The sequence below is a fragment of the Microcoleus sp. MON1_C1 genome (genome assembly GCF_036701945.1).
Lineage (GTDB): Bacteria > Cyanobacteriota > Cyanobacteriia > Cyanobacteriales > Microcoleaceae > Microcoleus.
Genome location: NZ_JAUBRO010000035.1, coordinates 22,361 through 48,094, shown reverse-complemented (window position 1 = coordinate 48,094; position 25,734 = coordinate 22,361). Strand labels below are relative to the sequence as shown.

Below are 25,734 nucleotides of genomic sequence, written 5' to 3'. Positions count from 1 at the left end.
GCCAGACAACTCTACATTCTGCAAATGAGCTGAATTAAACTAACGCATTTAAAAGTGCCTGCAATTTGAGCTGAATTTCTGCTAGTTCTTTTTCGGGTTCGGAACCCGCCACAATACCAGCACCAGCATAAAGTATAGCCCGATCGCCATCGATTAAAGCCGATCGAATGCCGACGGCAAATTCGCCGTTGCCGGTGCGATCGATCCAGCCGAGGGGTGCTGCGTACAAAGAGCGATCGCAGCTTTCGCAGCCGCGAATTTGCTGTAGGGCAATATCTCTCGGTACGCCCGCCACCGCTGGCGTTGGATGCAGTTGGGATAAAATCTTTAATAAATGAATATCACGGGGAATTCTAGCCCTTATGGGTGTCCACAAATGCTGAATGTTTGACAGTTGCAGCAGCCTGGGAACCGGGGAAAATTCGGGATTGATGCCGAGACTCGACAGGCGATCGACTATAAAATCAATTACAACTCGATGTTCTCGAATATCCTTTTCGCTGTTGAGTAAACCTTTGCCTAAATTCGCATCTTCCGCTTCATTTTTCCCCCTCGGTGCCGAACCAGCTAAGGCATCTGTTACTAATTCATTTTTGTGAATGCTGATTAAGCGTTCTGGACTGGCACCGATAAAATTTTGACCTTGGCCGTTACTGGTGGAAAATACGTAGCAACCGGGATAAGTAAGGCGCAAGTTATTTAAGGAGTCTATTAAACTAAAAGGGGTTTTGGAAATGACATTTATTGCTTGGGATAAAACAATTTTACTGAAATATTGAGACTGGATAAATTCTAAAGCGGACTTGACAGATGTTTTGAATTGAGTGGCATCATTCACAGGAATTTGTTTTAAAAGTATCGAACTGTTTCTAATAGAAGTTATTTTTGGGTAAGGCCGAGACGCAATTTTATCAAAATTTTGCCAAATATTATCGGTAACAATCTTAATATTTATGTCGCGATTTATGATAGCATTTGCAACAATTGTGCAGCTATCTTTCAGGCGAGTAATCTGCCATTTTGGTAAAAAGACGGTGCCAGGGGGGAAGTAAGAATTGGTGGCGACATTCTCATCAAAAAAAGCAAAGCTACAAAAAAAGTGCGGCCCGCTGAAGGGCAAGCGTTCTGTACCGATGGCAATTGTTCGGGCAAGACAAGATTGAATAAAATTTTGAGCGAGGGCAAATCGATCGCTTCCGGCTACTGTTAGATGGATGGCCGAATCTAGGGCGGCGATCGCAAAACTGTTGCCGGCAATAGGGTCTCTTTTTTCAAAGTAAAAGTGTCGCTGGCAAGGTTCGGAAATCTCTTGAAGTACAACTAGCGGATCGACGGGGGCAATCTCCTGAGAAATACTAACTATCTTTGTTTGATCTTTTTCCGTTAAAGACTGCTGGCAATCTAACAGAAACTGATGCAGTTGATTGCGGTCTTGTAAAAGATTAGCGCGGTGCGGTATTACTGTCATGAAAGCGAGAATAGCAGATTTGTCAGAAAGAGTGCGGTTTTGTCCCGCTAGAACCCCTATTTCGATCTAAGCACGGGAGGGCGATCGCAAAACATGACCTTTCGAGTTTCCCGGAAAGTTTGGGCTCGCTTGGGGCAGAAAACAGATGATCCTCTTCCAGGGCTTCCCCAACGCGCGATCGATCGAAACATTTAGACATAAAACTTTAAGATTGAGCGACTCAATCTCGGCTCTCATGCGATCGACCCCGCAGAGGTTTGCAGACGGGCATTACCGGGCGTGCGATCGCCCGCAAAGCCTCTCAAGGGATGCCCCCCGCGCACTCAACCCGATACAGAGTAGAGTTTCTTCACCAATAAAATTGTAAAATTACTACGCTGCTATCAATTGAATCAAGTTTGTGTAATGACAACAAAGTTAATTGAACGTTCAAATAGTAAATTGTGGCTGGCGGCAATCAAGCCGCCCATGTACAGCGTTGCGGTGATTCCTATTTCAGTAGGAACTGCAATTGCTTTTGCCGAAACTCAAACGATTAATTCGTCAATTTTTTCGACATTTTTAATGTCAGCCATTTTGATTATAGCATGGCTGAATCTCAGCAATGATGTATTTGACTCAGAAACAGGCATCGATAAAAACAAAGCGCATTCTCTAGTTAACTTAACCGGAAATAAAACTTTAATTTTCGGGCTAGCCAATCTGTTTTTAGCAGTTGGAGTGTCGGGAATTTGCGCCATAAGCTGGTGGCAAAAAGACCCAACAGTAATTTTGCTGGTAGTTTTGTGCTGTGCTCTCGGCTACACTTATCAAGGGCCTCCGTTTCGTCTTGGCTATCAGGGTTTGGGAGAAATTATTTGCTTTTTCACCTTCGGGCCGCTAGCCTTGGCCGCTGCTTATTACAGTCAAACTCAAACTTGGTCTGCAACTAATTTAGCGGCTTCGGCCATCGTGGGAATTACAACGAGTATCATTTTATTTTGTTCCCATTTTCACCAAGTTGAGGACGATTTGGCAGCGGGTAAAAAATCCCCAATTGTTCGACTCGGTACGAAAAAAGGTGCCCAGTTGTTGCAGTGGTTGTGCGGCAGCATTTATGTTTTCACTGTGGTATTTGTGGCTTTGGGAATGTTCCCAATTTGGACACTGTTGATTTTTGGGAGTTTGCCATTTGCGATCGACCTTTGCCACCATGTCACAGACTATCACGACCAACCGGCAAAGGTCAGCAACTCTAAGTTTATCGCAGTTACGCTGCATTTTTCGAGCGGATTGCTGCTGGCGTTGGGGTTTGCTTTGTAGATCGGGCGATCGAGAATTCCGGTAAAATTGAGGTATGGTTTGCTAAGTTGAGGGAGTTCGTGGAGTTGGCAGAGTTGGGCGACTTCTCAAAATCTTCTTTAATTCAGCAATCCGTACCTCACATTGAATCGTATAATTGTATATGGACAAATTTAATAATTATAACTTTCACTATTCCTTAACTGGCAACAAGAATCAGCCGACACTTTTATTTTTGCATGGATTCACGGGCAGCAGTCAAGACTTTAGCAGCGTCATTCCCTTACTTTATAACAGTTATTGCTGCTTAGCAGTTGACCTTCCCGGTCACGGAAAAACCCAAGTCAACGGCGACGAAAGTTGCTACACTATGTCAAATACTGCCCAAGCATTAATCGAGTTATTAGATAATTTACAAGTAGACAAATGTTTGTTGTTGGGCTATTCAATGGGCGGGCGATTGGCACTTTACATGACATTACATTTTCCCGAAAGATTCGAGAAAGTAGTGTTAGAGTCAGCTTCGCCAGGATTGAAAACAGAAAAAGAGCGATCGCACCGCCTGGAAGCCGATTTACAGCTAGCACAAAAGCTGGAAAAGAGCAACATTAAAGATTTTTTATTCAACTGGTACGATCGCCCTTTATTCAAATCTTTAAAAAACTCTCCCCACTTCGACAAACTCATAGAAACCCGCTTAGCAAACAATCCCTTAGAGTTAGCCAAATCACTCCGCAATATGGGAACCGGCAACCAGCCCTCTCTCTGGGGAAAACTGGCACAAAATCAAATCCCTCTCCTCTTGCTAGCGGGAGAATATGATGATAAATTTACAACTATAAATACCGAAATTGCCAAATTGTGTCCGGCCGCCCTTCTGGAAATTGTACCCAAAGCTGGCCACAATATTCATTTTGAAAATATTGATAATTTTGGATCAGTTGTGAGAGAATTTTATGATTAACTAAAAAACTAATGCTTTATCAATTCGAGTTTCGCACTTATCAGCGAAAATTTAAGCGTCCACTGCAAACAAGTCACGGCATTTGGGATATTCGATCGGGAATTATCCTGCGACTTGTGGGCGAAAATAATCAAATTGGTTGGGGAGAGATTGCCCCTTTGAGTTGGTTTGGTTCCGAAAGTTTGGAGCAAGCTTTAGATTTTTGTAAATCGCTGGCGACTAATATTTCAGAAGAGACGATTTTCTCTATTTCTGCTGAATTGCCTGCTTGTCAATTTGGATTTGAGTCAGCACTATCAAACGAGCAAAATTCACCCCCCCCAGCCCCCCCTTGCCAAGGGGGGGAGACAAGCGAAAATTTAACTTACCTTTCCCAAAAGGGGGAGAAAATGCAAAATCGGTTCAGCGGTTTATTGCCAGCAGGTGAAACAGCTTTGCAGGCTTTGCAAGTGCTTTGGTTAGACGGATATCGCACGTTTAAATGGAAAATTGGTGTTGCTGCAATTAAGGAAGAATTAAAGATTTTTCAGCAGCTAATCCAAGCAATGCACAATTTGTGCGATCGAGAAGCGGCATTTTTGCGGTTAGATGCCAACGGGGGACTCAGTTACTCGGAGGCTAAAACATGGCTGCAAGCTTGCGACGAGGTAAAAGCAACTCCCGATTTTTCTGCAGACATTGAATTTTTGGAACAGCCGTTGCCCGTAACACAGTTTCAGGAAATGGTAGAATTAAATGCTATTTATGCAACTCGGATCGCCCTTGATGAATCTGCAGCCAACCTCGATCGCATCCAAGAGTGCTACAGCCAAGGCTGGCGGGGTATTTTCGTCATTAAACCTGCGATATGCGGTTCTCCATCCCAACTGCGAAAATTTTGTCAAACTCACAATATAGACGCTGTTTTCTCATCAGTATTTGAAACAGAAATCGGCAAACAAGCAGCATTAAACTTAGCAACACAATTGTCTTTAAATAAGAGAGCACTCGGCTTCGGCACCGATTGCTGGTTCGATGACAATCATTCGATTTTAGATTTTAGATTTTAGATTTTAGATTACTCCCACGACTAAATCAAGCGGGTTAGGTAATTGTTTTGAATCCAAAAATTTGGTGAAAGCATCTATGGCAACAAATCTCACAGTAAATATTCTGGATATCAAGTCTGGCTTGCCCGATAACTGGCTTATCGGTTGTGACAGTCGCGAATTTGCCCGAATTGTCGATCGGGTATTTCTTGAAATCACCCAAAATCCCGCACAAAAAACACCCCCAAAAATTTGCCTCGCCGAACCAGAACCCGTGCAATTTCTTGCCAGTTTCACCGCCGCCCGCGCCGCCAAAGGCCCCATTTTTCTCTGCAATCCCAACTGGGTAAAACCAGAATGGGAACAAGTCTTTGATTTAGTCCAACCAGACCTATTTTTAGGACAATATCCGCTTCCCAAAAATCCCCATATCCCAGTCCGCGAAGGCGGACTTCGTTTGTATAGCCGCGAATTCCATTCGTCCGGTAAAAGCGGTTTTGATACGATCATGATTCCCACCGGCGGTTCGTCGGGAAAAATTCGTTTTGCCATCCATACTTGGGAAACGCTAACAGCATCAGTACAAGGTTTTCAACAATATTTTCAAGTTGACCAAATCAACTCATTTTGCGTTTTGCCCTTATATCATGTCAGCGGTTTAATGCAATTCATGCGTTCCTTTACTACCGGAGGAAAACTCGCTATTCAGCCATTTAAAGAATTAGAAAGTGGTAAAAAAAGCGACATAGAACCAGAAGAATTTTTCATTTCTTTAGTTCCAACTCAACTGCAACGGCTGCTGCAAAATCCAGATACAGCTAATTGGCTGGGACGGTTTCGGGCCGTACTTTTGGGCGGTGCTCCCGCGTGGCCGGAACTTTTAGAAACAGCTAGAAACTATCAAATCAAATTAGCGCCCAGTTATGGCATGACCGAAACTGCCTCGCAAATTGCTACACTAAAACCCCAAGATTTTCTCGCTGGCAATAACAGTTCCGGTAAAATTTTACCGCACGCTAAAATAACTATTCGCAGTGCCAAGGGCGATATTTTGTGCGATAATCAAATCGGAAATATTGTGGTAAATGCTAAATCTTTGGCGTTGGGTTATTATCCTAAAAATTTTGGCGATAGCGAATATTTCCAATTAGACGATTTGGGATTTTTTGATAAAAATAACTACTTAAATATCGTCGGACGCAGCAGCGACAAAATTATCACAGGCGGAGAAAATGTATTCCCGGCGGAAGTTGAAGCCGTTGTGCGATCGACTAATTTAGTTGCGGATATTGCTGTAATTGGCTTGCCAGACAAAGATTGGGGTCAAGTCGTTACGGCTATCTACGTTCCCGCTAATTCCGAAGTTACTGTCAAAAATCTGCAAGCGGCACTAGAAGATAAGTTGAGCAAGTTTAAGCGACCGAAATATTGGGTAATCGTCGAACAATTGCCGCGCAATTCTCAAGGCAAAGTTAATCGAGAAAAATTGCAAGAAATTGCGCTCAAATATCAATAATTATTAGGCGATCGCAATCAATGCAGAAGGCAGAATTTCTCATGCTTATTTCCGCCTCCTGACAACAGTCAACAGTCAACAGTCAACAGTCAACAGTCAACAGTCAACTGACTAATTACGACAAACCTAACAGCCTTCTCGTCTTCTCTGCTTCTTGTCTTTGAACATCCACAAACTTCAACATTCGGTAAACTACCTCTATTTGGGGCAACTTAATACCTGCTTGCTGCGCCACCCGTATCGGATTACCAAAAATCGCCTCAACTTCCAGGGGCCGCGATTCATCATAATCGATTTTCATGCTCGTGCGGTAAGGCTTCATTTTCTGAGTGTATTCGAGCATCTGTGGGATAAAGTCATCGGGAATAATGCGATCGCAACTTTTGGCGCCCGCTATCACTTCCCGCATCATTTCCTTGACTAAAATCAGAGTATCGGGATTAGCCATCAGTTCATCTGTTCTGGCATCCAACACTACAGACAGCCCGTTATAAGGAATATTCCAAACCAGCTTTTTCCACCTTGACAATAGCAAATCTTCGCTCATTTTAATAGGAATATGAGCACGTTTAAAATCCTTAGCAATTTGGTGCAATCTATCAGTAATACCAATTGCTTTGTAGTCCTGGGCATATTCTCCCAGGGTGATAGTGCCGTAATCTAGGTGGCAGATGTGACCGGGCCCAACTTTATAAGAGCAGAGAAAACACAGCCCGCCAACCACTCGTTCTGCACCAACAATTTTAGCTACTTCCGGTTCGACATTCAATCCGTTTTGCAATACTAAAACCGTCCCGTTATCCTTTAATAAAGGAGGCAAAATTTGGGGCAAAAAGTGATTTTGAGTTGTTTTCAGCGCTACAATTACTACGTCGCACTTAGGCATTTTATGCGTGTTGTGGTAGGCGCGGACGTGGGGGAGGGTGAAGTCGCCTTCGGGAGACTCGACAATCAAACCGTGTTTTCTGACCTGATCGTAATCGCTGCGTAGCAAAAAATTGACTTCTAAACCTGCTTGTTGCAGTCTAGCACCGTAGAATCCGCCTAAAGCTCCCGTGCCCACAATGGCATAATTGCGATTTGACATAATATCAAAAAGTCAGAAATAATATCAACAAAACAGAAATTTGACTGTCATACCCTGCTATTATTTAAAGATAGAACTAATTTGAAATCTCAATCTCAAATTTCCTCATCCACTGCATCAAGTCTTCTGATAGCTGTTTTCGATCTCGGCTAACTGCATCTATGCAGACGTGCTTAGTAAGAGCTTTAGCAGCGCTTCTTCCTGCAACTTCCCCCGAAAATACTTGATAGGCAATTTCAAATTCATCGCCAGTAACTTGTTTCGGCATCAATTGAATCATCAGCCGATCGCCCGCAAACATTGGGCGATAAAAATCTACACTAGCATGAATTATGGGAAAGGCAACCTGGGGATTGCTGAAAAATGCTTTGAGATTGATTCCCGATGCTGCTAGAGATGCCTCGTAAGCTTCGTGGCACATCGCCAAAACGTTAGCAAAGTAAACGACTCCAGCAGCATCGGTATCTTGAAAGCGAACAGTGCGGGTGTAAGTGAAAGGCATTTGAGGTAGTAACGGCGATCGCAAATTCGATCGCAATTTTACCAACCATCATATCGGTAAAACCGCACTTTTGGAGAAGTTGTCAGCTAAGTAAGTAGGCGCTAATTTTTTATATTGTAAAATTCGCCCTCCTCACTCCTCCCCTTTCTTTCTTAACCTTTGTTCTTAATCAACATCACGTCTATAATCTTGAGGGCAATATCTTCGGAAAGCCCCAATGCACTGTAAAGATCGTTCAAAAGTTGTTCTTCTTCTTCTGAAACCTCGCCATCTGCTAAAGCGATATCAGTTGTGACAGCAAAAACAGTTTCTTTAAGTTCGTCGGGAAGCGTTGCCAAAGCAGCATTAAACAGTACCTCAACTCCTTGCCGTTGCAGAATCATCAGCAGGCGATCGAGCATTTTTCTCATCACGTCATCCGGATAACTGCGGAACAGTTGCATCCGAGATAGCGTCATGCTAATCGCTTTACTTTCGCTGTCATTGATGTAACCGTCGGCTGCTACGGCAATTAGCGCGATCGCCGCAAATGCTTCTGCCGGCCCTAACGTTACGTCCGTTTCTTGACGAGTCTGCGATACTTTATCAAATAAACCCATGATATTTTCCTCATTATTTAGTGGTCGATTTATGGAGTCAGGAGGGGTTCTGGCTCTGGAGGTTTCTTTGGGGATTTTGATAATTATATCAAATTGTGTTAGTTATTTATTATCAATTAAATTATGAAAAACTTAAGAATTTTTCTTTCGCCCTTTGGCGCTGCAATGGCGGGTGTATTCAGCTCATGAATTCCCTTCCCATATTTCAGGTAAAACCCGCCCTCGCAGCGCAGACGATCTACTTGTGAAAAATGGCTAAATCTGCTTTCAGGAAATCAACAAACTGCCGCGCAGTCCTGCCCGATCGCCCATTGCGGCGAGTTGCCCATTCTTTAGCTCGGTGATCCAAATCCTCGGGAGCGAGTTTGATTCCAGCAAGTTCTGCGAGATGTCGGACAATTGTTAAATAAGTGTTTTGATCCGCCGGCTCAAAAGTTAAAGTCAAGCCAAATCGATCGCTAAAGGAAAGTTTTTCCTGCACAGTATCCCAAGCGTGAACTTCATCTCCGTCGCGGGGGCGAGGCCTGTCGTCAAAAAACTCTCGAATTAAATGCCTGCGGTTAGATGTTGCGTAAACTACCACATTTTGAGAGCGAGCAGTGACATTTCCTTCCAAAACAACTTTCAGAGCTTTAAAAGCATCGTCATCTTCCTCAAAGGAAAGGTCATCCACAAAAATAATAAACTTTTGAGGAACTCCCCGCAACTGCTCGACAATTAGCGGCAAATCTTGCAAATCCGATTTAGATACTTCAATCACACGCAGATTGCGAGAGCCAAATTCATTTAACAGCGACTTCACCAAAGAAGACTTGCCCGAACCGCGGCTCCCGTACAGCAAGACGTGCAAAGCCGGATAACCTGCTAACAAAAACTCCGTATTTTTCACCAGAGCATCCCGCTGCCAATCGCAGCAAACCAACTCTTTTAAAGTTATGCGATCGGGATGTGAAATACTCGCAAACTGCCCTCCCCGCCACCTAAAAGCGCGATATTCGGCAAACAAACCCGTGCCAAACTGTCGGTAATAAACTGCCAAAGATTCCGCCGCGCTCGACCATTTTTCTAGTTTCCCGTGCAGCGGCAAATCTCCCTGTTCTGCTACAGTTTCTGAATGCCAAATCGGAGGCACTGCGTCAAGTTTACCCGCTACCCGCACCCACTTGCTCAACTGTTCGCTGCTGCATTCGTAAATATTTTGCAGCACTTGTAAATCATGTCGGGCGGCCTCCACCAAAGCGGGGGGCAAACTTGCAAAATCTGTTTGCTGTGCTCGGCGTGAAAAGGGGTTTTCGTCTTTGAGAATTTCGGAAATCAGAGAATCTTTCCAGCTTAAATTTTTAGCAGCCTGAACTTTGAACCAGTTCCCGTAAGCTACCTGACATTCCAAACCGCTGACTTCGCTGTGGTGAAGGGCTTGCAGCAAATCGAGAAAAGCTTGACCGGCGGGGCTTTTGAGAACTGATTGATACAGCAGCAGGGATGCTGCTTGGCGCTGGAGGTAACGGATTTGGGCGATCGCACCAGAAGTTAGGGCTGACATAATGGCAATTGTATAACAGTTACATATCCTGACTGGCTTTAATAAATTTTCTAACAATTCGTGACACTAATTGCAGGCCGCGCTGTATAAATTTAGATGCAAAGAGTGAAATCGGGAGGATTAAAAATGAATTTAGGTACAGCAGCGGCGATCGGCTACGGCATTTTAACACTCGTTGGCGGCATCATGGGTTATATCAAGGCCAAAAGCCAAGCCTCGCTCATTTCGGGCTTGATTAGCGGTTCGCTGCTAATTTTTGCCGGCACCGCCCAGCTTATGGGACAAAGTTGGGGTTTAACATTAGCAGCAGCCATCTCCGCTGTTTTAGTAATAGTATTTATTGTGCGCCTTGTTAAAACTCAAAAATTCATGCCGGCAGGAATGCTAATTTTAGCTAGCTTAGCGTCTTTGGGCGCGATCGTTTACGAAATCAGCGGTCAATATCAATAGTCATTCGATTTTAGATTTTAGATTTTAGATTTTAGATTAACTCCCCAGCCTTGAGTGGGAGGTTGAACTAAAGTCTAATTTTTTTTTTCATGACGTAATTACGGGGCTTGTATCTATTTTTAGCAAGACTTACGCAAAAAGTGGTTTAACGCGCGAATTATAGCGCTAAGGTGCGGTGTGCATGGAGCCGTAAATAATTAATTACGTTCGGCGTAAGTCCTGTTTGCGTGAATTCAGCAGTTAGGAGTCAGTAATTAGTAGTTAAAACACTAATTAGTAACTCCTAATTACAAATTGCCAATTACTAATAACTAACCACTAATGATTGATGACTGCATCAATATACTGCTGAACTTCCCTGAGTTGCTGCCGCTGGCATTCGATCCAATCTTTTTCCGCCGCTCGCTGTTCCGGCGTCTCTTTCTGATACCGCGCCTGCTTATATAAAAAATTATTGTAGAATCTAATCGCTTTTTCAACGGTTTTAATTGCCAGTTTCATGCGCTCTTCAAAAACAGCTAGAATCACATTATCTAGGATTAAGCCAATCACTTTACAGAACTCTTCAAAATCCACCAAAGTAATTCCGAGATTGCTTTTATGAACGAGAGTTTCTACAGGTTCTTTCAACGTATCTTTAAAACTCTTCATATAAGAATCCGGCAAATATTTCAGTGGCTCCGTAAACTTAGATACAATCTCTCCCCCTATTGATTGTAGTCGCTCTCTAAATTTAGATTGACTGTTGAGGTCGAAGCAGTCAATACAAACTTCAATTTTTTCTATATCAATAGATTGTAATTCTTTAAAAATTAAACTCAGTTCATTCTCCATAATTAAACTGACTCGCTCTGCCTGGGAATCCACTTCATTACGTAACTCTTTGTGCAAATTATCTTTGTCAAAAAAACCAATAGTATCTCTTTGAAATAGTTGAGGGTTTTTATCCCACAAAAACCACTGAGTTTTTAACTTGGTCGCCTTGTCGCTCCAAGATTTGCGAACTTTAACAACAGCATCATATTTGCCCTGTTTTCCTAAACTGCGAATTCTCACATCGCATCCGCTTAGTTCGCCAATTTGCTCCCAGACATCAACAGGAGATGCTCCAGCAATTCTCGGCTTGCTATTCCAGACATCCTCAGCCTGAGATACATCTTTGAAACATACCTGAAGTAGCCCCTTGAGTCTGATGGCAGATTGCTTAATTTCGTCAATACAAGGTTCCACATCTAAACTGAGTTGGGTAGCTGACTGTTTAATCTCCACGGATTGATATTCGTCTGCCAACAATCGATCGCTAAACAGGGTAATAGCCTGGAATGCCTTGAGATACTCATTCATCTGTCTTTCATCCCTCGTTTCCCTAAACAGCATACAATACAGAACATCTGCCTTTTTGAATGGAAACTGAGTCACCACATGGATTATATATTCACTCCTGCAACTCAGGCGCGACTCAATAGTGGCAACCTAGTACAGCCTGCTGCCAAAACAGGAAAATTGCTCCCGGCAGCTAGAGATCCGGTGACAGGGGAGTTTGTGGAGCTTGCAAAAATTTTTTATCAATCAAGAAGTGAAACTCTATCCGATCGCGGAGTTATAGGATTGCTCGCACAGTTAGCCGGAGGTGGGCCCATACAGCCACTGGTAGCTCCCGTGTACGTGACACTGGCGCCGCTGCAGGTTGCTCAAACTCATCAGGGGTTTCAAAAAATATACAGAATGCTTAACTGTCTGAAAATTAATTTGGCAGTGATGCAAGCGACTGCTGCTGTCATTGGTATTGGCACTGTATCGAGCACAGTTTTGTCAGCAGTAAACCTCAACCAAGTATTAAAAATCCGAGAAGAGGCAAAGCACCAGAAGCTAAAAATTAAAGACGGATTTATCGATCTCAGACACATCCTCAAAGATAGGGGAGTAGAGGTAATCCAGCAGATTTTTAAGGTGGCTCACGACTCTAATTTTGAAATGCACCGCCAGAAACTGGTTAACGGTTACGAGATTTTTTCTAAAGCTATCAAACGCTGTCAGTCAGCCCTGACTGTGCCAGATATTAAACTTCGGAATTCCGAAATTAATAGCGGGCGAGATATGCTGTTTGAGGCTTTAAAAATTTATGATAATCCTAGTTTGTTGGAGGGGCTGTCTTCTGCTGGACAGCTCAGGCAAATGGAATGTGTTTGGGCGATCGAGCAGGCGATCGGGGTCACGTTTCAGTTGCAGCGGGCCTACAAGATGGTGAGCGATCGCCTGCTGGAACTCCAATCAAAAATTTGTCAAAATCTTCTAACTGTTGTTAAAGGATGTCAATCCGAACCCGAACTAGATTTTTTATTTCCTGAAGTTACTAGGATTCTCGGTCATGATTTAAGTGTAATAGAATTTTGGCAAAATGAGGTTGATTGGATGCAAACTTTGTCTCCAAAAGAGCAGCACCAGTTAGCTAGTTTAGATAAACTCACCGGCGAGAGTTTAAAAAGCAGCGTGTACACTACATTCGCGGTATTAGCTGCGGAACCTTCACTTTATGAAAGTTTAAAGCAAAAGTCTCACTTTCTATCCTTGCGCGACCAGCTAACCTTCGCTGTGTCGCCGGAAATCCGCCGGAGATACGAATTTTATATCAGCCAGCAGGCGATCGCTACGGGCTATCAAGCTTTAGCTGCCTCGAATTGGCAAGAAATATCCGATTTAACTGTGGCGAACCTCTACCACTTTTTTCAAATCCGAGAGAAATCAACTGAAAATTATCCAACTGAGGACGAATTAGAAACGCCTTATTGGCACTTTCCCCAAACCTTAAAAAACGAGCTTAATCTTAGGAATTAAATGACCAGTGACTAATGGATACTGTTGACTGTTGACTGACTTCTTCAGTCCTGGACACAAGTTTTCAATTGTTACACTATCTGTAGTAACAAGGTACGCACTTCGCACCCTACAAGTATAGTCTGTGCGTCAAGGACTATTTTTCCTTCTTTCTTCTTCCTTCTTCCTTCTTCCTTCTTCCTTCTTCCTTCTTCCTTCTTTCTGATTACCTCAGCCACAACTTAATAGTATTGTCTTTAGAACCGCTAGCAATAGTTTTGCCATCAGGACTAAAAGTCACCACATAAACTTCATCGGAATGTCCCGTCAAAGTATTCAGCAATTCTCCGGTAGCAAAATCCCAAACTTTAATAGTTTTATCCTTGCTCCCGCTCGCAATAAACTTCCCGTCCGGGCTGATAGCAACCGAGACAATATCGTCAGAATGTCCCTGGATAGAGCGAATTAAATCTCCTGTTTCGATATTCCAGATTTTAATACTTTCATCGTAGGAACCGCTAACAATTGTCTGGCCGTCCGGGCTAACAGCCACCGACCTCACCGCGTCGCCGTGTCCCTCAATAGTTTTGAGCAAGCTCCCCGTTGCTACATCAACAACTGTAATTTTTTTATCCTTAGAAGCGCTAACCAAACTTTTTCCATCGGGAGTGAAAGCAACAGAATAAACAAAATCTGTATGGTCGGGAAAATTCTGAATCAAACTGCCAGTTGCTGCATCCGAAATCTTCGTGGTTTTGTCTCCGCTACCGCTAGCAACAAGCTGTCCGTCCGGGCTGAGAGCGACAGACCACACAGAAGCAGTGTGGTCGAGACTGCGAATCACTTGCCCTGTTTTCAAATCCCACAGCATGACTCGCCAAAAACCGGTTCCAGTCGCCAGTTTCGTACCGTTTGAGTCAAAAGCAACCGACCAAATAGTGGAGGAATCTCCTGGAAAAGTGCGGATCGACTTGCCTGTAGCTAAATCCCAAATTTGGATGGTTTTGTCTTTAGAACCGCTGGCTAACATTAAGCCGTCTGGACTGAAAGCAACAGACCCAACTGCATCTGAATGCTGAGCGAAATTTTTGACTTTGGCGTTCTTCCACCGCAGACCTGCTTGGCACTGTTCCTGTAACTCCTGAGCGGACGCATAGCTGCTGGAAGTGTTGGCAATTGTTGGTATTTGGCTGATGCAGTCTTCATAATTGCTGGCTTTATAGAGAGCGGCAATTTGATTGAGCTGTTGGGATTCTTTCTGGGATCGCTGCTCCCATTCTTGCCACTTGAGATATCCGTAAATTCCGCCGATCGCAGCTAAGATAGCCGCAATTGTTGCCCCGGCGAGATAAGGATTGAATTTGCGAGTTTCTTTGGGGACAAGTGCTGTGGGGCTAGCGAGCCTCTCCGTTGGCGTAGCCCCCGTAGGGGCGGGCTGCGCTAACGAGAAATCGGTTTTTCCGTTCAGATTTACCTGCGAGGATACCGCCGGACTTGCCTGCAATTCGAGTTGAGGGGCGCTGCTGGCTGGTGGCCCACTGGGGTTGCGGTGTCCCTCCAAAACTGTGGAGATCGCCTTGTACAATTTAGCAAATAAAGATTTAGGAATGACTAATTCTTCGATTTTCGCGGCATCTTCGTCGGTAAGCCCTAAAACTTGCTGCAAGCGTTTTAATTCGTCGCGAGTTTCCTGAGAAAAGGGATATTCTTGCTGCATTGCTTCTTGCAGTGATTGTTCGTAGCGTTCGCCTTTTTGCCTGTATTTCCGGTAAGGGTTCAATACCTCATCTTCGATCGCCTCTGCTTCTTCTGGCAGCAATTCCAAACTGACGCGCAGTTCATCTAATATTCTACGACCGACGACTGTAATATCACCCCGGCTGCTGCTGCGCCGATCGACTTCTTCGCGATATATTGTCAGCTTGGGAATCCGCGCCCGCGAGCGATCGCCAATTTTCCTCAAATCGGCTAAAGCTTCCGCCGCCGACTGGTATCTCTCCCGAAAATCGTAGCGCACCATATTATCCAAAACATCGGCCAGCGCTTGGGAACACGTGGCTAAATGCCGCCAAACAATTTCGCCCTTATTAGAATTTTTCAAATCCCGCAGTTTAGGCAAATCGTAAGCCGGCAAACCCGTCATTGCTTGGATGCCAATCATTCCCAAAGCGTAGATATCGCTGTTGAGTTGCGGGTTGTATTGAAATTGTTCGATCGGCATATATTCCAGCGTGCCAATCCGCACAGTTACCGGTGCTTGTCTTTGAGCGATGTGAATTTCTTTCACCGAGCCAAAGTCGATTAAAACTAACTTGTTATCTGAATAGCGACGGATTAAATTTGCCGGTTTAATATCTCGGTGAATTACTCCCTGTCCGTGTACAAACACTAAAATTTCTAACAGTTCCTTCAGCAAAGAAATCATTTTTTCTTCGCTCAGAGGCTTGCCCGGTACAATCTCGGTTGATAGCGAGTGACCGGCAACAAAGGATTCAACTAAGAAAAATTCTTCATTTTCTTCAAAATAAGCGAATAGCTGAGGAATTTGGTCGTGTTGACCGAGCCTTTCTAGAACTTCTGCTTCTTTCTGAAAAAGACGGCGCGTAGTATTAATTAATTTCGGTTCGGTGGTACCGGGACGCAGGTGCTTGACAAAGCACTGCGGTTCTCCCGGACGGCGAATATCTTTTGCCAGATAGGTTTGTCCAAATTCTCCTGTTTCTATGACTTCAATGATTTGATAGCGTCCATCTAAAAGTTGGCTCACCATGATAATAACGCAGCCTTTTTTTGGTTGATTTTCGCAAGAAACAGTTGCACTGTTGAGTCACTTGTCTTTGAGTTTCGCTCCCTAAATCCTCCTTTTTCAGGGGTTTGAGGGGAGCGAAAGAATGCTCTTCTCCCACCCCCTACTCACCTTTTTTTAGGGGTTTGGGGGGAACAAGGAGCTAATCCTTCTTCCTTCTTCCTTCTTCTTTCTTCCTTCTTCCATACTTTATTTTTTCAACATCTGCAAAGCTTGATATCCTAAAAAGAAAAAACCGAAAGCACCAAGTACGGCTATCCCGTTCGCCAACACATCGACTGTCAAAAATTCGCCCATTCCAATATCCTCTGACAACTGATATCTATCCTCGGCTTTTCGGTCGCTGTATGGGTGAGGGGTCTGACCCCTCGCTGCGAGCGAGCCGAAAGATGCTCACAAATTATAGCAAAAGAGGCGGTCAAAATAACTTTTCGGGCGATCGACTAGCTTTTTGTTTTAATATTTTTTAATATTTAGGGAGACAAATCGTGTACCGAAAATTTGAGGTCTGTTCGCTTTGATATTGTTAACCCTGCTAATTTTTTCTCTGATTGTAAGTAGAGCTTACACTAAGAACTTGCGCCGATCAGTGGAAAATGCGCCTCGAACCGACAGAAGTTTGGCTAAGCTGTCACCGGAGTCCGCCGCGCAGTTCCCTAAATTTTCGGTAATCGTACCAGCATACAACGAGGCAGAGAATATTCGGGATTGCGCGATCGCCATTTTGGAGAGTACACCGCTGTCTGTGGAGAACCTAGAGGTTTTGATTGTAGACGATCGATCGACTGACGACACACTAGCGATCGGGCAAACCCTGCAACAGCATCTCAACGACCCCCGGCTTAAAATATTAGCAGGTCAGCCGCGACCAACCAACCAATATTGGGCGGGCAAAAACTGGGCCTGCGCCCAAGCTGTTCAAATAGCAACCGGAGACTTCTTATTATTTATCGATGCCGACGTGCGACTCAAACCGGCGGCGATCGAAACCGCTATCGCCACAGCCGAAACCGAGAAAATAGACTTGTTCACCTGTATGCCAGCGCTGGGAAAGTGAGTGTTTTGCCGAGTGGTTGGTGCAGCCGATAATGTTCAATCACCTAGCAGTTTGCTACGACTTTACCGCCGTCAACGATCCCTCGAAAACAGACAGTGCTTTTGCCGGCGGGCCGTTCATGTTATTTAGGCGCTCGGGCTACGAAAAAATAGGCGGTCACGAAGCAGTTGCCGGCGAAATTGTGGAAGATGTGGAATTAGCTAAACGCATCAAACGTGCGGGTTTAAAGCTCGGACTTTATTCCGGGCCAAATTTGGCATCCGTGCGGATGTATCGGTCTTGGAGCGCATTGTGGGAAGGCTGGACAAAGAATCTGTATCTCGCCGCTAACCGCAGTTGGGGCTTGATGTTTTACATGGCTGCAATTAAGTTATTTCTTTATCCTATGCCGTGGTTGGCATTAGCTATTTTGCTGGCTAACGGGGACTTCGCAGAAATTCTGGCAATCAGCAATTACCAATTACCAATTACCAATTACCAATTGCCAATTACCTGGTTAACTATTTGTTTATCCTTAATCGTAATTTGGCAGCATTACACTTTGCGCCGCTTGGGTGCCCAGATGTCTGAATGTCCGACGAAATACTGGTGGTTGGGAGGTTTGGGAGGTGCGTTAGTGGCGGCGATTGCGATCGGTTCTGCGATTAAAACTGAAACTGGTTGGGGATGGACTTGGCGCGGTAGAACTTTGCAAATTAAGAGTTAATTAAGACTTGCATAGGGGCAGGCAAGATGCCCACCCTACAAAAAATTAACTCCTTGTGGAACAAGCATCTTGCGTGTTCTTAAAAATCATCTAAAATGTGAGTTATAGAAGACAGAAGGCAGAGCTAATCATAACATCCATTACATCCGTTACAGAATCCGTTACCGAACTTCCGCGTATACAAAAGCAGGTACGCGCTTGTAAGCAGGCGTGCCCGATCGCTTTTCAATCTCCGGGTGAAAAATCACATTAACTTCAGGATAAAACATCAAAGCAGCACCCTCACGAACCGCCCCGTAAATCACCTCGACATTTTCCATTTTCCCCACATTTCCCTGCACCGTAACCCGCTGATGTTCTTGCAAACCCGCGCTTTCTGCATCCGCGCGGTTCATCAAAATGCAGTTGCGGTGCGGCATTCCCCGGTACTTGTCATCAATTTTGTAGACGACAGTATTGTGCTGAGAATAGCTGCGTCCCGTCATCAATGCCACAACAATACCCTGTGTTGATTCCGATACTCCAAACTCTTTCGCTTCCGGTAATTTCAGCTTCGGTAAAGGCGTGACAAACATCTTCGCTTTCCCAGACTTTGTAGGAAATTTAGGTTCTGTAAAAATGCGACCGCCGATGGTGAATTCCTCTTTGGTTTCATCAATTGTCGCTATTTTTTCATAGCCCGGAATAGTTTTAGCAATCAATTGCCGAACGTATTTTGTGTCTTGAAGTTGGCGCCAATCCACGGGAAAATCGCCGTGAATTCTGCTCGCTAATTCCGTCAAAAATTGTACTTCGGGAATCAGATCGGCATTTTTGAGATGAGTTTCACCCTCATCATTTAAACGCACAAAATTATTACCGGCTTCCACCGTGGTTTTGTGGGGATTTTCAAAGCGATTCAGTACAGGAATCACAATTGTATTGTGTTTTGCCAAGCCGTGAAAATGCCCTAAATTCGGTTTAGTTGCGAGGTATATAACGGTTTCAACATTGCTTAAAGCCTGTTTTGCCTGATTTGAATCTGGATTTGCCCCATACAAGTTACCGCCCAGACATATCAGCGTATCGACTTTGCCTGCATCTGCTGCTTCAATGAGCGATCGAGTGTCGTAGCCCTTAACAGGACTGAGGGGACGATTCAATAACTTTTCTAAAGCTTGTTGAATTTCTTTTTTCAGCTTCACAGTGACGCCCATAGAGCCGAATCCTTGGACGTTTGAGTGTCCTCTGACGGGCATTAATCCCGCCCCTTCTTTGCCGACATTTCCTGTCATTAACGCAGTATTGGCAATGCTGAAAACGTTATCTACACCGTTATCGTGTTGGGTAATTCCCATCGCCCAACCGAATACAACCCGCTGGGACGTGCCGATAATTTTGGCGGCAGCCTCAATTTCTGCTTGAGAAACTCCGCAGGTTTTAGTAATAGTTTCCCAATCGGTTTCGCGGGCGTGCTGGACTACTGCTTCCCAGCCTTCTGTATGAGCTTGCAAGTATTTTTCGTCCAGCAATCCTTGTTCGATTATAGACTTTTGAATGCCGACAAATAGCGCCGTATCGCTGCCGGGAATTGGTTGCAAGTATAAGGAGGAAATATCGGAACCGGGGATGAGCGACTTGACAGGAAATGCCGGAGAACCAAACTTGACTAACCCGATTTCCATCACCGGATTGATTACAATTATTTTACCGCCTTTGTCGCGAATTTTAATTAACTCGTTCATCAAACGGGGATGGTTGTAGGAAGAATTGCTGCCCGCTAGCACGACGCAATCTGCTTCCTTCAAGTTTTCTAGACTCACTAACGAGGTGCGGGTAGCAAACATTTCGCTTAACCCGATTGTCGAGGGAGCGTGGCAGAGATCGGAACAATCTGCTAAGTTATTGGAACCCATCGCCCGCATCATCAATTGCAGCAGAAAAGCGGCTTCGTTGGAAGAGCGACCGGAACTGTAAGATGCCACTCTTTCGGGGGTTTTGCGAAAAGCAGCTTCGGCAATTTGATAAACTTCTTCCCAAGAAATGCGATCGTAATGAGATGAACCAGCCCGCAAAATCATCGGAAAACTCAGCCTTCCCAACCTGTCTGCTTCCATTGAAGTTAATTGCTGAAGTTGTGCAATACTCTGCTTTTCAAAAAATTGAGTTGAGATAGCCGGCTTGATTTCAGCGGAGATTGCTTCGACGCTTTTCATGCAGCGCTGAAGTTTTTCGCCCTCTTCATTTGTAAAACCTCCTTTCTGCCCGCCAGTACCCCAAGAACACGACAAACAGGCACTTTTGTGCAGCAAAGTTTTCCAAAGTTTCGGGCCTTCCGGGGACAATGTATGTTTTGCCCAATATTCTATTATGGGCAAACCGCCACCTATCTCTGGTGTTTCCTCGTTTGTCTCGCTGAATGGCGGGATTGGGTGGACATTTGGGGAGTTGACATCCATGCGGTTTACCTTTTGTTTGTATTGCGGATTGATGTGGCGGGCGAAGCGCCAAAGAAGTTAAGTTTATTACTAGAATTTTACCGCAAATTTACAACCTAAAACACCAGTCAACACATATATTTTTTAATCTAAATTCAACTCCAGGTTCGCAGTCAGGAATGCAAGTCCTTATTCATCCACAGAGAGAGGACTGAAGTCCTCACTACAAACAGGGTTTACTTCCTCTTATTTAACGCCTGCTTCCCAAACCCAAGACACAGCAGTCGATCGCCCTCAGCAACATTCGGGTCATTCTGCAAATAATCTCCCAACCACTCGCAACTGCGAGCAATGATATTATTTAGTTCCAAATTCTCCACAGGCAACAGAATTACAGTCCTATCCCTACTAGCAAAACCCAGAGTTTTGCTATCAGAACTAAAAGTAACGCTCAACACGCGATCGCTCGATTCCAAAGTCTTAGATAGCAGCGCCTTCTTGCCATTAAACTCCCACAGCTTAACAGTATTTCCCCCACTCGCCGCCGCAATCAACTTGCCGTCGGGACTAAAACTCACGCTTTCTACAGTATCGCTGTGGTCGAGTTTTTCAGTTAAATCCGCCACCTTTCCATCAAACCCCCACAAGTAAACTTTTTTGTCAGCGCAAGCCGCAGCAATAGTCTTGCCATCGGGACTGAAACTAACATTTTTAACGCTGTCTTGGTGGTCGAGAGTTTTCAAAGCTTTCGCCGACGAACCGTTAAATTGCCACAGGTAAACTCTCTTTTCTCCGGTAATTTCAAAAGCCTTTTTCTTCCCGCTTGCCTTGTCCTCAGCAGCGGTAGCAGTAGCAATAGTTTTGCCGTCGGGACTGAAGCTAACGCTAATTACTGGATTGCTGTGATCGAGTTTTGCAAACAAAGTTGCTTTAGAACCGTTCCAGCGCCAGAGGTACAATTTGCGATCGGCATTGGCGGCGGCAATTATCTTTCCGTCAGGACTAAAACTCACGCTTCTGACAATGCCGCTGTGGCTGAGAGTATCTAACAGTTTGCCGTTTAAACTCCAGACTTTCACTGTTTTGTCATCGCTCGCCGAAGCAACTGTTTTATCATCAGGGGAAATGCTAACCCAGGTAACAGAATCCTTGTGACCTTCTAAGGTTTTCAATAAACTGCCGTCAGCCCGCCAAAGTCTCACGGTTTTGTCCCCGCTAGCAGAAGCAATTGTTTTGCTATCAGCGCTAAAACTGACTTTGTAAACCCAGTCTTCGTGTCCAGATAAAATCTTATTCAGCGGAGTGCTGTCCGGTTTCCAAATTTTCACTATTTTGTCTTTACTTGCGGAAGCAATAGTGCCGTCCCCGCTGAAAGTTACGGCCCTTACGTCGTCTTGATGTCCTCGAAAAGTATTGAGCAAAGTGCCGCTGCGACTCCAAACTTTCACCGTATCGTCTGCACTGCCGGTGACAATTTTTTTGCCGTCGCGACTGAAACTCGCGCTGACAACTTCATCGTTATGTCCTTTGAGAGTTCTGATTTCCTCACCGTTTCGGTTCCAAATTTTAGCTGTGGTGTCGGCACTTGCTGAGACGAGTTCTCGGCTGTTTGGACTGAACTTAATGCTGTACACAATGTCAGAATGTTTGGTTAATGTTTTGGGATTAATTGTAAATTTTTGGGTTTTACTTTCTCGGTTCCAAAGTTTGACAGTTTTGTCAACACTTGCTGATGCTATTGTTTGGCCGTCGGGGCTGAAACTGACGCCGAGCACCCAGTCTTTGTGTCCGGTTAAGGTTTGCAGCAATTTTTTGTTCGCCAGGTTCCAGATTTTGACGGTGTTGTCGTGACTGGCGGAAGCTAGGGTTTTGCCGTCGGGACTGAAACTGACGCTGGTGACGATATCGCGGTGGCCGGATAAAATGCCGATCGCACTTTTGTCGTTATCTACTTGCCAAATTCTAATTGTGCGATCGGCACAACCAGTAGCGATCGTTTTCCCATCGGGACTAAAATTAACACTCGTCACGCTATCTGGGTGATTGAAAGTTTTTAATAACTTACCTTCTTTGCTCCACAATTTAACAGTTTTGTCAGCACTTGCCGAAGCAACTAAATTGCCGTCGGGGCTGACACTCACATCCAAAACAAACTTGCTGTGCTGCTCGAAACGGTTGCGTTCTTGCACCCCGGAAACTGCTTGTCTGAGTCTTTCAGCAATTTGATTTTTAGTGTCCACAGGCAGCGCTGTACTTTTCTGAGAATCACGGCCGATTTTGATACTATTTCCCAACACTCCTAATTGATTTTTTTCATTAGAAAGCACTAAAGCTTCCGACGCCGAATTTAGGGCATCAGTCCGACTTTTTTCTGCTTCTTGCCGCGCGCTTTCTGCTAGTTTCGCTTGCTCGAATGCCATCGCCGAAACACCTCCGAGTACAAGCACTCCTAGAACCGCCGCCCGCAATTGCCATCTCCGAGTGTGGTAAAGTTGAGCTTCCGCTTCGTGCTGTTTGTCTCGGGCTTGGCGCTGTTTGTCTCTAGCTTCCGACAGCAAAGCGTCTCGCTCTCTGTCTTTGCGAATTTGTTCAATTTCATCTCGGTTAATTTGGTTTTGCTTTCGCAGTTCCTCAAATTCTGCCTTTTTATCTAATTCTTGCTGCTGGCGAATGAAGCTAACTAAATAATCGTGAACGAGCTGATAAAGCTCAGCAGGCAGTTCCGTCCATCGAAAAACTAAACCCGAGTTTACTAACAGTTCTAAGACTAAATCTAATTTGTCAGCTTCGGCAAATGTCGCTAAATTAGAGGCTAATTCGGCGCGGGTTTTGAGGGGACGGATCTCGTCTTCATCTGTTAGAAAATACAAAACTCGGCGCGCTGCAACTTCATTTTCCGGACCGCAATCTTTGATGACCTCTTCAAGAAACCTTTCGACTAATTTTTGTTGCGGATTGTTGCCGAGTTCCTGATATTGAGTTAAAGTTCTAATGTCCTCTTGTTGCAGTTGAGCGCCGACAAGTTGTAGTTCTATCGGGCGGACTTCTCCCAGTTCTCCAGCTAAATCTTTGACTAATTCTTCGATCAGATCCGGTTCTAAGTAAAACTGCGCTCGTTCAGTTAAAGTGCGAATTACCGATCGCGCATCGACCAGCGAAAAATTTCCTAAATAAAACAGAATATTTTTGCTGAGAATGTCCTCTAAAATATCATTATTACCCAATCCGGTCTGGTTTTTTGGTCGGGAAAATTCTAGCAAATAGTGCAGGTAATCTTCCCGCAAACACAGAACGACTTTTAAATATTTAATTTTCAAGCATCCCCGCAAAAAATTAAAAAATATCTGCCTTTCCGCTGGCTCTTTCCACACGAAAAAAAATTCTTCAAATTGGTCAAATATCAGCACAGTCACTAAATGTTCGGAATTTCTTTTCAGCTCCTTGAGAATATTTTCGTATTCGATCGCCTGTTGTTCTATGATTAATTCTACTGGCTGTGACTGCTCCCTTTGAGCCTCATTATTCCCAGTCGAGCCACTGTGAAATCCCGAAATAAGATTTCCCTCGACTGCGCCTGCTTCTACTGGAAAATCTACCGGAGCAGTTTCTGGTACGGCTTCGGAAATTTCCGGATCGAATATTTCAGCTTTCCCAGCAGATAACTGTCTGGTCAATTCCCGCGGCCAGTTGTTGTAAACTTGCAGCACTATCGGCAAAACAGTCCGCATTTCTATTTTTTTTTGTTTGAGAGCTGGTACTAATCCTCCCGTGACTATTGAACTTTTGCCAACTCCAGACTGACCGTAAATTACTGTCAGTTTGTCGGGGGTATTGTTCATCCTATATATCAAGCGGTTGAGGTCTTGCTCTCTGCCGGAAGCTGTAATTTCGTCAGCAATAGTAGCAGCGCCGGCAAGAGTTTCGGCGACGGAATTAATCGCTTCTCTGTGCGGCTGCAACTTTCCAGCTCCAATAAAAGCTCGGAACCGATACGTGTGTTCCACCGCTCGATAATCTTGCTTAATTTGAAAGGCTTTGAGATATTCTCCCCGCTGAAAATAGAGCGATCGCAGCATTTCTAAAACCCGCAAATACAGTTGCGGGTTGTAGCACGCTTCGGTTTCCGAGCGAGCAAGCTCTAAATGCGCGATCGCCTCCTGCATCTCGCCCAACTGACTCTGGGCCTCTGCTAAAATTAACAGATACAAGCCTAGATGCTGCGACTTTACAGGGGTACCCTGTCCCGTCGCTTCTAAATTAGAGTTGAGAACGTCTAGAGCCACTAAAGCCCATTCTTTCGCCCCTTGCCAGTTCTTCTGCTCTAAGGCTACTCTAGCCAAAAAGCCGTAATCTTGAGCCAAGTTAACTGCTGAATTTTCCATATTTTCATGTAACCTCCGAGCTTTGATAGCTAAATTCCAGAGTGCATCCCAATCTTCTAAATGCTGCAATACTTCGCCAAGTTGATTGATGAATATACCAACGGCATCCGACCGTCCCGCCCGTTCTAAAACATTAATACATTCCTGAAAATAATTCTTAGCTTCCGTCCAGTAAGGACGGTTGCCGCTGCGGTGTTTTTCGGCTTGGAAGCGGTAGCAAAGACCGATGTGGAATAGCAGAATTCCCTCTAACACCGGTGCTGGGTGAACGGTAAATAACAAATCGCTAAATTGTGTTTTAGACCCAATAAACGCTACTTGATGCTTCCAAAAACTGAGACTTTTTTGATACAATTCAATAGCCGCAGGGATGCGGTGACAAGCATATTCGTGCCGACCGCGAATAAATTGCAAACTCGCTTCAATAGCTGGTTCTAACCTGATGTTGCAAGTTTGCAAGTCTTGGCTAGCCGACTCTAGTTCACTCAAAGAATTGGCTCCGAGAATGGCAGAATTAGTTAAACGCCAATTGCCACTTTCTAAAATATTAGAAAAAATGCGATCGGCACTTTTGCCCAGGAAATCCACCAAGTCGTCGGGGCCGATCACAAATTCAACAGTGGTCGTCCAAGTCTCGATATCTGTTACTAACCGAATCAGTTTTTTTAATATTTTGTCGGTCACCCACAGCACCACCGGGAAGGGAAAATTATTCCGAAATTCTTCCCTCACGTAGTTGGTAGAAGTCAGCAGTCGATCGATCGCCCTTACCGATTCCAATCCAAACACCATTAAAGCTGCCGGATGGCTGCAGGAAAGTTTGGTTTCTATCGTCGTGTAAAGAGTTTTAACAGATGGCGGGAGGACAATTTCTAGAATCTCGATATCAGACGCCTCCCGCAATTGCCGTACAATTTCCTCTCTCATCGCACTGTAATTGCACCGCACCAAAATCAGCGAAAATTGCCCCTGAGACATTCTCAGAGTCCGGGAGAGAGTTTGCAGCGAACTTTTGTTTTGCTGTGCTGCGGTGTCTTGCTGACAATGCGAATTCATCATAATTAATATTTGAAAAAGTTTTTCAGAAGAGGTGCTGTCAACTGCCGAAGCCAGA

The 25,734-nt window shown here is 44.6% G+C and carries 18 protein-coding genes; 8 read left to right on the top strand and 10 right to left on the bottom strand.

The annotated features are described in order from the left end of the window. Positions 1-34 precede the first annotated feature (34 nt). Positions 35-1,468, bottom strand: coding sequence for an isochorismate synthase (locus QUA62_RS19695; RefSeq protein WP_333406147.1), 1,434 nt, complete (start codon positions 1,466-1,468; stop codon positions 35-37). A gap of 405 nt (positions 1,469-1,873) precedes the next feature. Between QUA62_RS19695 and menA the strand changes: the two genes are divergently transcribed. The 4 genes from menA (at position 1,874) to QUA62_RS19675 (ending at position 6,257) form a co-directional block, all read left to right on the top strand. Continuing rightward, on the top strand, positions 1,874-2,770 hold the full coding sequence (gene menA, locus QUA62_RS19690; RefSeq protein WP_333406145.1) for a 2-carboxy-1,4-naphthoquinone phytyltransferase: 897 nt from the start codon (positions 1,874-1,876) through the stop codon (positions 2,768-2,770). A 142-nt stretch (positions 2,771-2,912) separates the two neighbouring features. Beyond that, positions 2,913-3,713, top strand: a complete 801-nt coding sequence (gene menH, locus QUA62_RS19685; protein WP_333406143.1) for a 2-succinyl-6-hydroxy-2,4-cyclohexadiene-1-carboxylate synthase — start codon at positions 2,913-2,915, stop codon at positions 3,711-3,713. Positions 3,714-3,724: 11 nt separating this feature from the next. Continuing rightward, a complete protein-coding gene (locus QUA62_RS19680; RefSeq protein ID WP_333406141.1) occupies positions 3,725-4,762 on the top strand; it encodes an o-succinylbenzoate synthase in 1,038 nt (345 codons plus the stop codon). A gap of 76 nt (positions 4,763-4,838) precedes the next feature. After that, the gene (locus QUA62_RS19675; protein WP_333406139.1) at positions 4,839-6,257 is read left to right on the top strand and encodes a 2-succinylbenzoate--CoA ligase; all 1,419 of its coding nucleotides are present in this window, start codon (positions 4,839-4,841) and stop codon (positions 6,255-6,257) included. 115 nt (positions 6,258-6,372) lie between these two features. On the opposite strand, the gene QUA62_RS19670 is transcribed toward QUA62_RS19675, so the two are convergent. The 4 genes from QUA62_RS19670 to QUA62_RS19655 form a co-directional block, all read right to left on the bottom strand. Then, complete coding sequence (locus tag QUA62_RS19670) at positions 6,373-7,344, bottom strand: putative 2-dehydropantoate 2-reductase (protein WP_333281364.1); 972 nt, start codon at positions 7,342-7,344, stop codon at positions 6,373-6,375. A gap of 76 nt (positions 7,345-7,420) precedes the next feature. Further along, complete coding sequence (locus tag QUA62_RS19665) at positions 7,421-7,846, bottom strand: thioesterase family protein (RefSeq protein ID WP_333218668.1); 426 nt, start codon at positions 7,844-7,846, stop codon at positions 7,421-7,423. Positions 7,847-7,998: 152 nt separating this feature from the next. After that, a complete protein-coding gene (locus QUA62_RS19660; RefSeq protein ID WP_190739853.1) occupies positions 7,999-8,445 on the bottom strand; it encodes a tellurite resistance TerB family protein in 447 nt (148 codons plus the stop codon). Positions 8,446-8,683: 238 nt separating this feature from the next. Next, the gene (locus tag QUA62_RS19655) at positions 8,684-9,988 is read right to left on the bottom strand and encodes an ATP-binding protein (RefSeq protein WP_333406138.1); all 1,305 of its coding nucleotides are present in this window, start codon (positions 9,986-9,988) and stop codon (positions 8,684-8,686) included. 126 nt (positions 9,989-10,114) lie between these two features. Between QUA62_RS19655 and QUA62_RS19650 the strand changes: the two genes are divergently transcribed. Further along, a complete protein-coding gene (locus QUA62_RS19650; RefSeq protein ID WP_190735279.1) occupies positions 10,115-10,438 on the top strand; it encodes a TMEM14 family protein in 324 nt (107 codons plus the stop codon). 318 nt (positions 10,439-10,756) lie between these two features. On the opposite strand, the gene QUA62_RS19645 is transcribed toward QUA62_RS19650, so the two are convergent. Next, a complete protein-coding gene (locus QUA62_RS19645; protein ID WP_333406136.1) occupies positions 10,757-11,782 on the bottom strand; it encodes a hypothetical protein in 1,026 nt (341 codons plus the stop codon). Between the two features lie 78 nt (positions 11,783-11,860). Here QUA62_RS19645 and QUA62_RS19640 point away from each other — a divergent pair, with 78 nt between their 5' ends. Further along, the gene (locus QUA62_RS19640) at positions 11,861-13,273 is read left to right on the top strand and encodes a hypothetical protein (RefSeq protein ID WP_333219608.1); all 1,413 of its coding nucleotides are present in this window, start codon (positions 11,861-11,863) and stop codon (positions 13,271-13,273) included. A 71-nt stretch (positions 13,274-13,344) separates the two neighbouring features. Here QUA62_RS19640 and QUA62_RS19635 read toward each other — a convergent pair whose 3' ends face one another. Continuing rightward, on the bottom strand, positions 13,345-13,491 hold the full coding sequence (locus QUA62_RS19635; RefSeq protein ID WP_333406134.1) for a hypothetical protein: 147 nt from the start codon (positions 13,489-13,491) through the stop codon (positions 13,345-13,347). After that, a complete protein-coding gene (locus tag QUA62_RS19630; RefSeq protein WP_333406132.1) occupies positions 13,479-16,022 on the bottom strand; it encodes a protein kinase domain-containing protein in 2,544 nt (847 codons plus the stop codon). The genes QUA62_RS19635 and QUA62_RS19630 overlap by 13 nt, the downstream gene beginning before the upstream one ends. A 625-nt stretch (positions 16,023-16,647) precedes the next feature. On the opposite strand from QUA62_RS19630, the gene QUA62_RS19625 reads away from it, so the two are divergent. Together QUA62_RS19625 and QUA62_RS19620 are read left to right on the top strand one after the other, a co-directional pair. Continuing rightward, complete coding sequence (locus tag QUA62_RS19625; protein WP_333406130.1) at positions 16,648-17,115, top strand: glycosyltransferase family A protein; 468 nt, start codon at positions 16,648-16,650, stop codon at positions 17,113-17,115. Positions 17,116-17,146: 31 nt separating this feature from the next. Next, positions 17,147-17,821 (top strand): glycosyltransferase, encoded by a 675-nt coding sequence (locus QUA62_RS19620; RefSeq protein ID WP_333406128.1) that lies wholly within the window; start codon positions 17,147-17,149, stop codon positions 17,819-17,821. Between the two features lie 161 nt (positions 17,822-17,982). Here the strand turns inward: QUA62_RS19620 and QUA62_RS19615 are convergent, their stop codons facing one another. Next, the gene (locus QUA62_RS19615) at positions 17,983-20,259 is read right to left on the bottom strand and encodes an FdhF/YdeP family oxidoreductase (protein ID WP_333406126.1); all 2,277 of its coding nucleotides are present in this window, start codon (positions 20,257-20,259) and stop codon (positions 17,983-17,985) included. Positions 20,260-20,474: 215 nt separating this feature from the next. Beyond that, complete coding sequence (locus QUA62_RS19610; RefSeq protein WP_333406124.1) at positions 20,475-25,679, bottom strand: nSTAND1 domain-containing NTPase; 5,205 nt, start codon at positions 25,677-25,679, stop codon at positions 20,475-20,477. Positions 25,680-25,734: the final 55 nt, after the last annotated feature.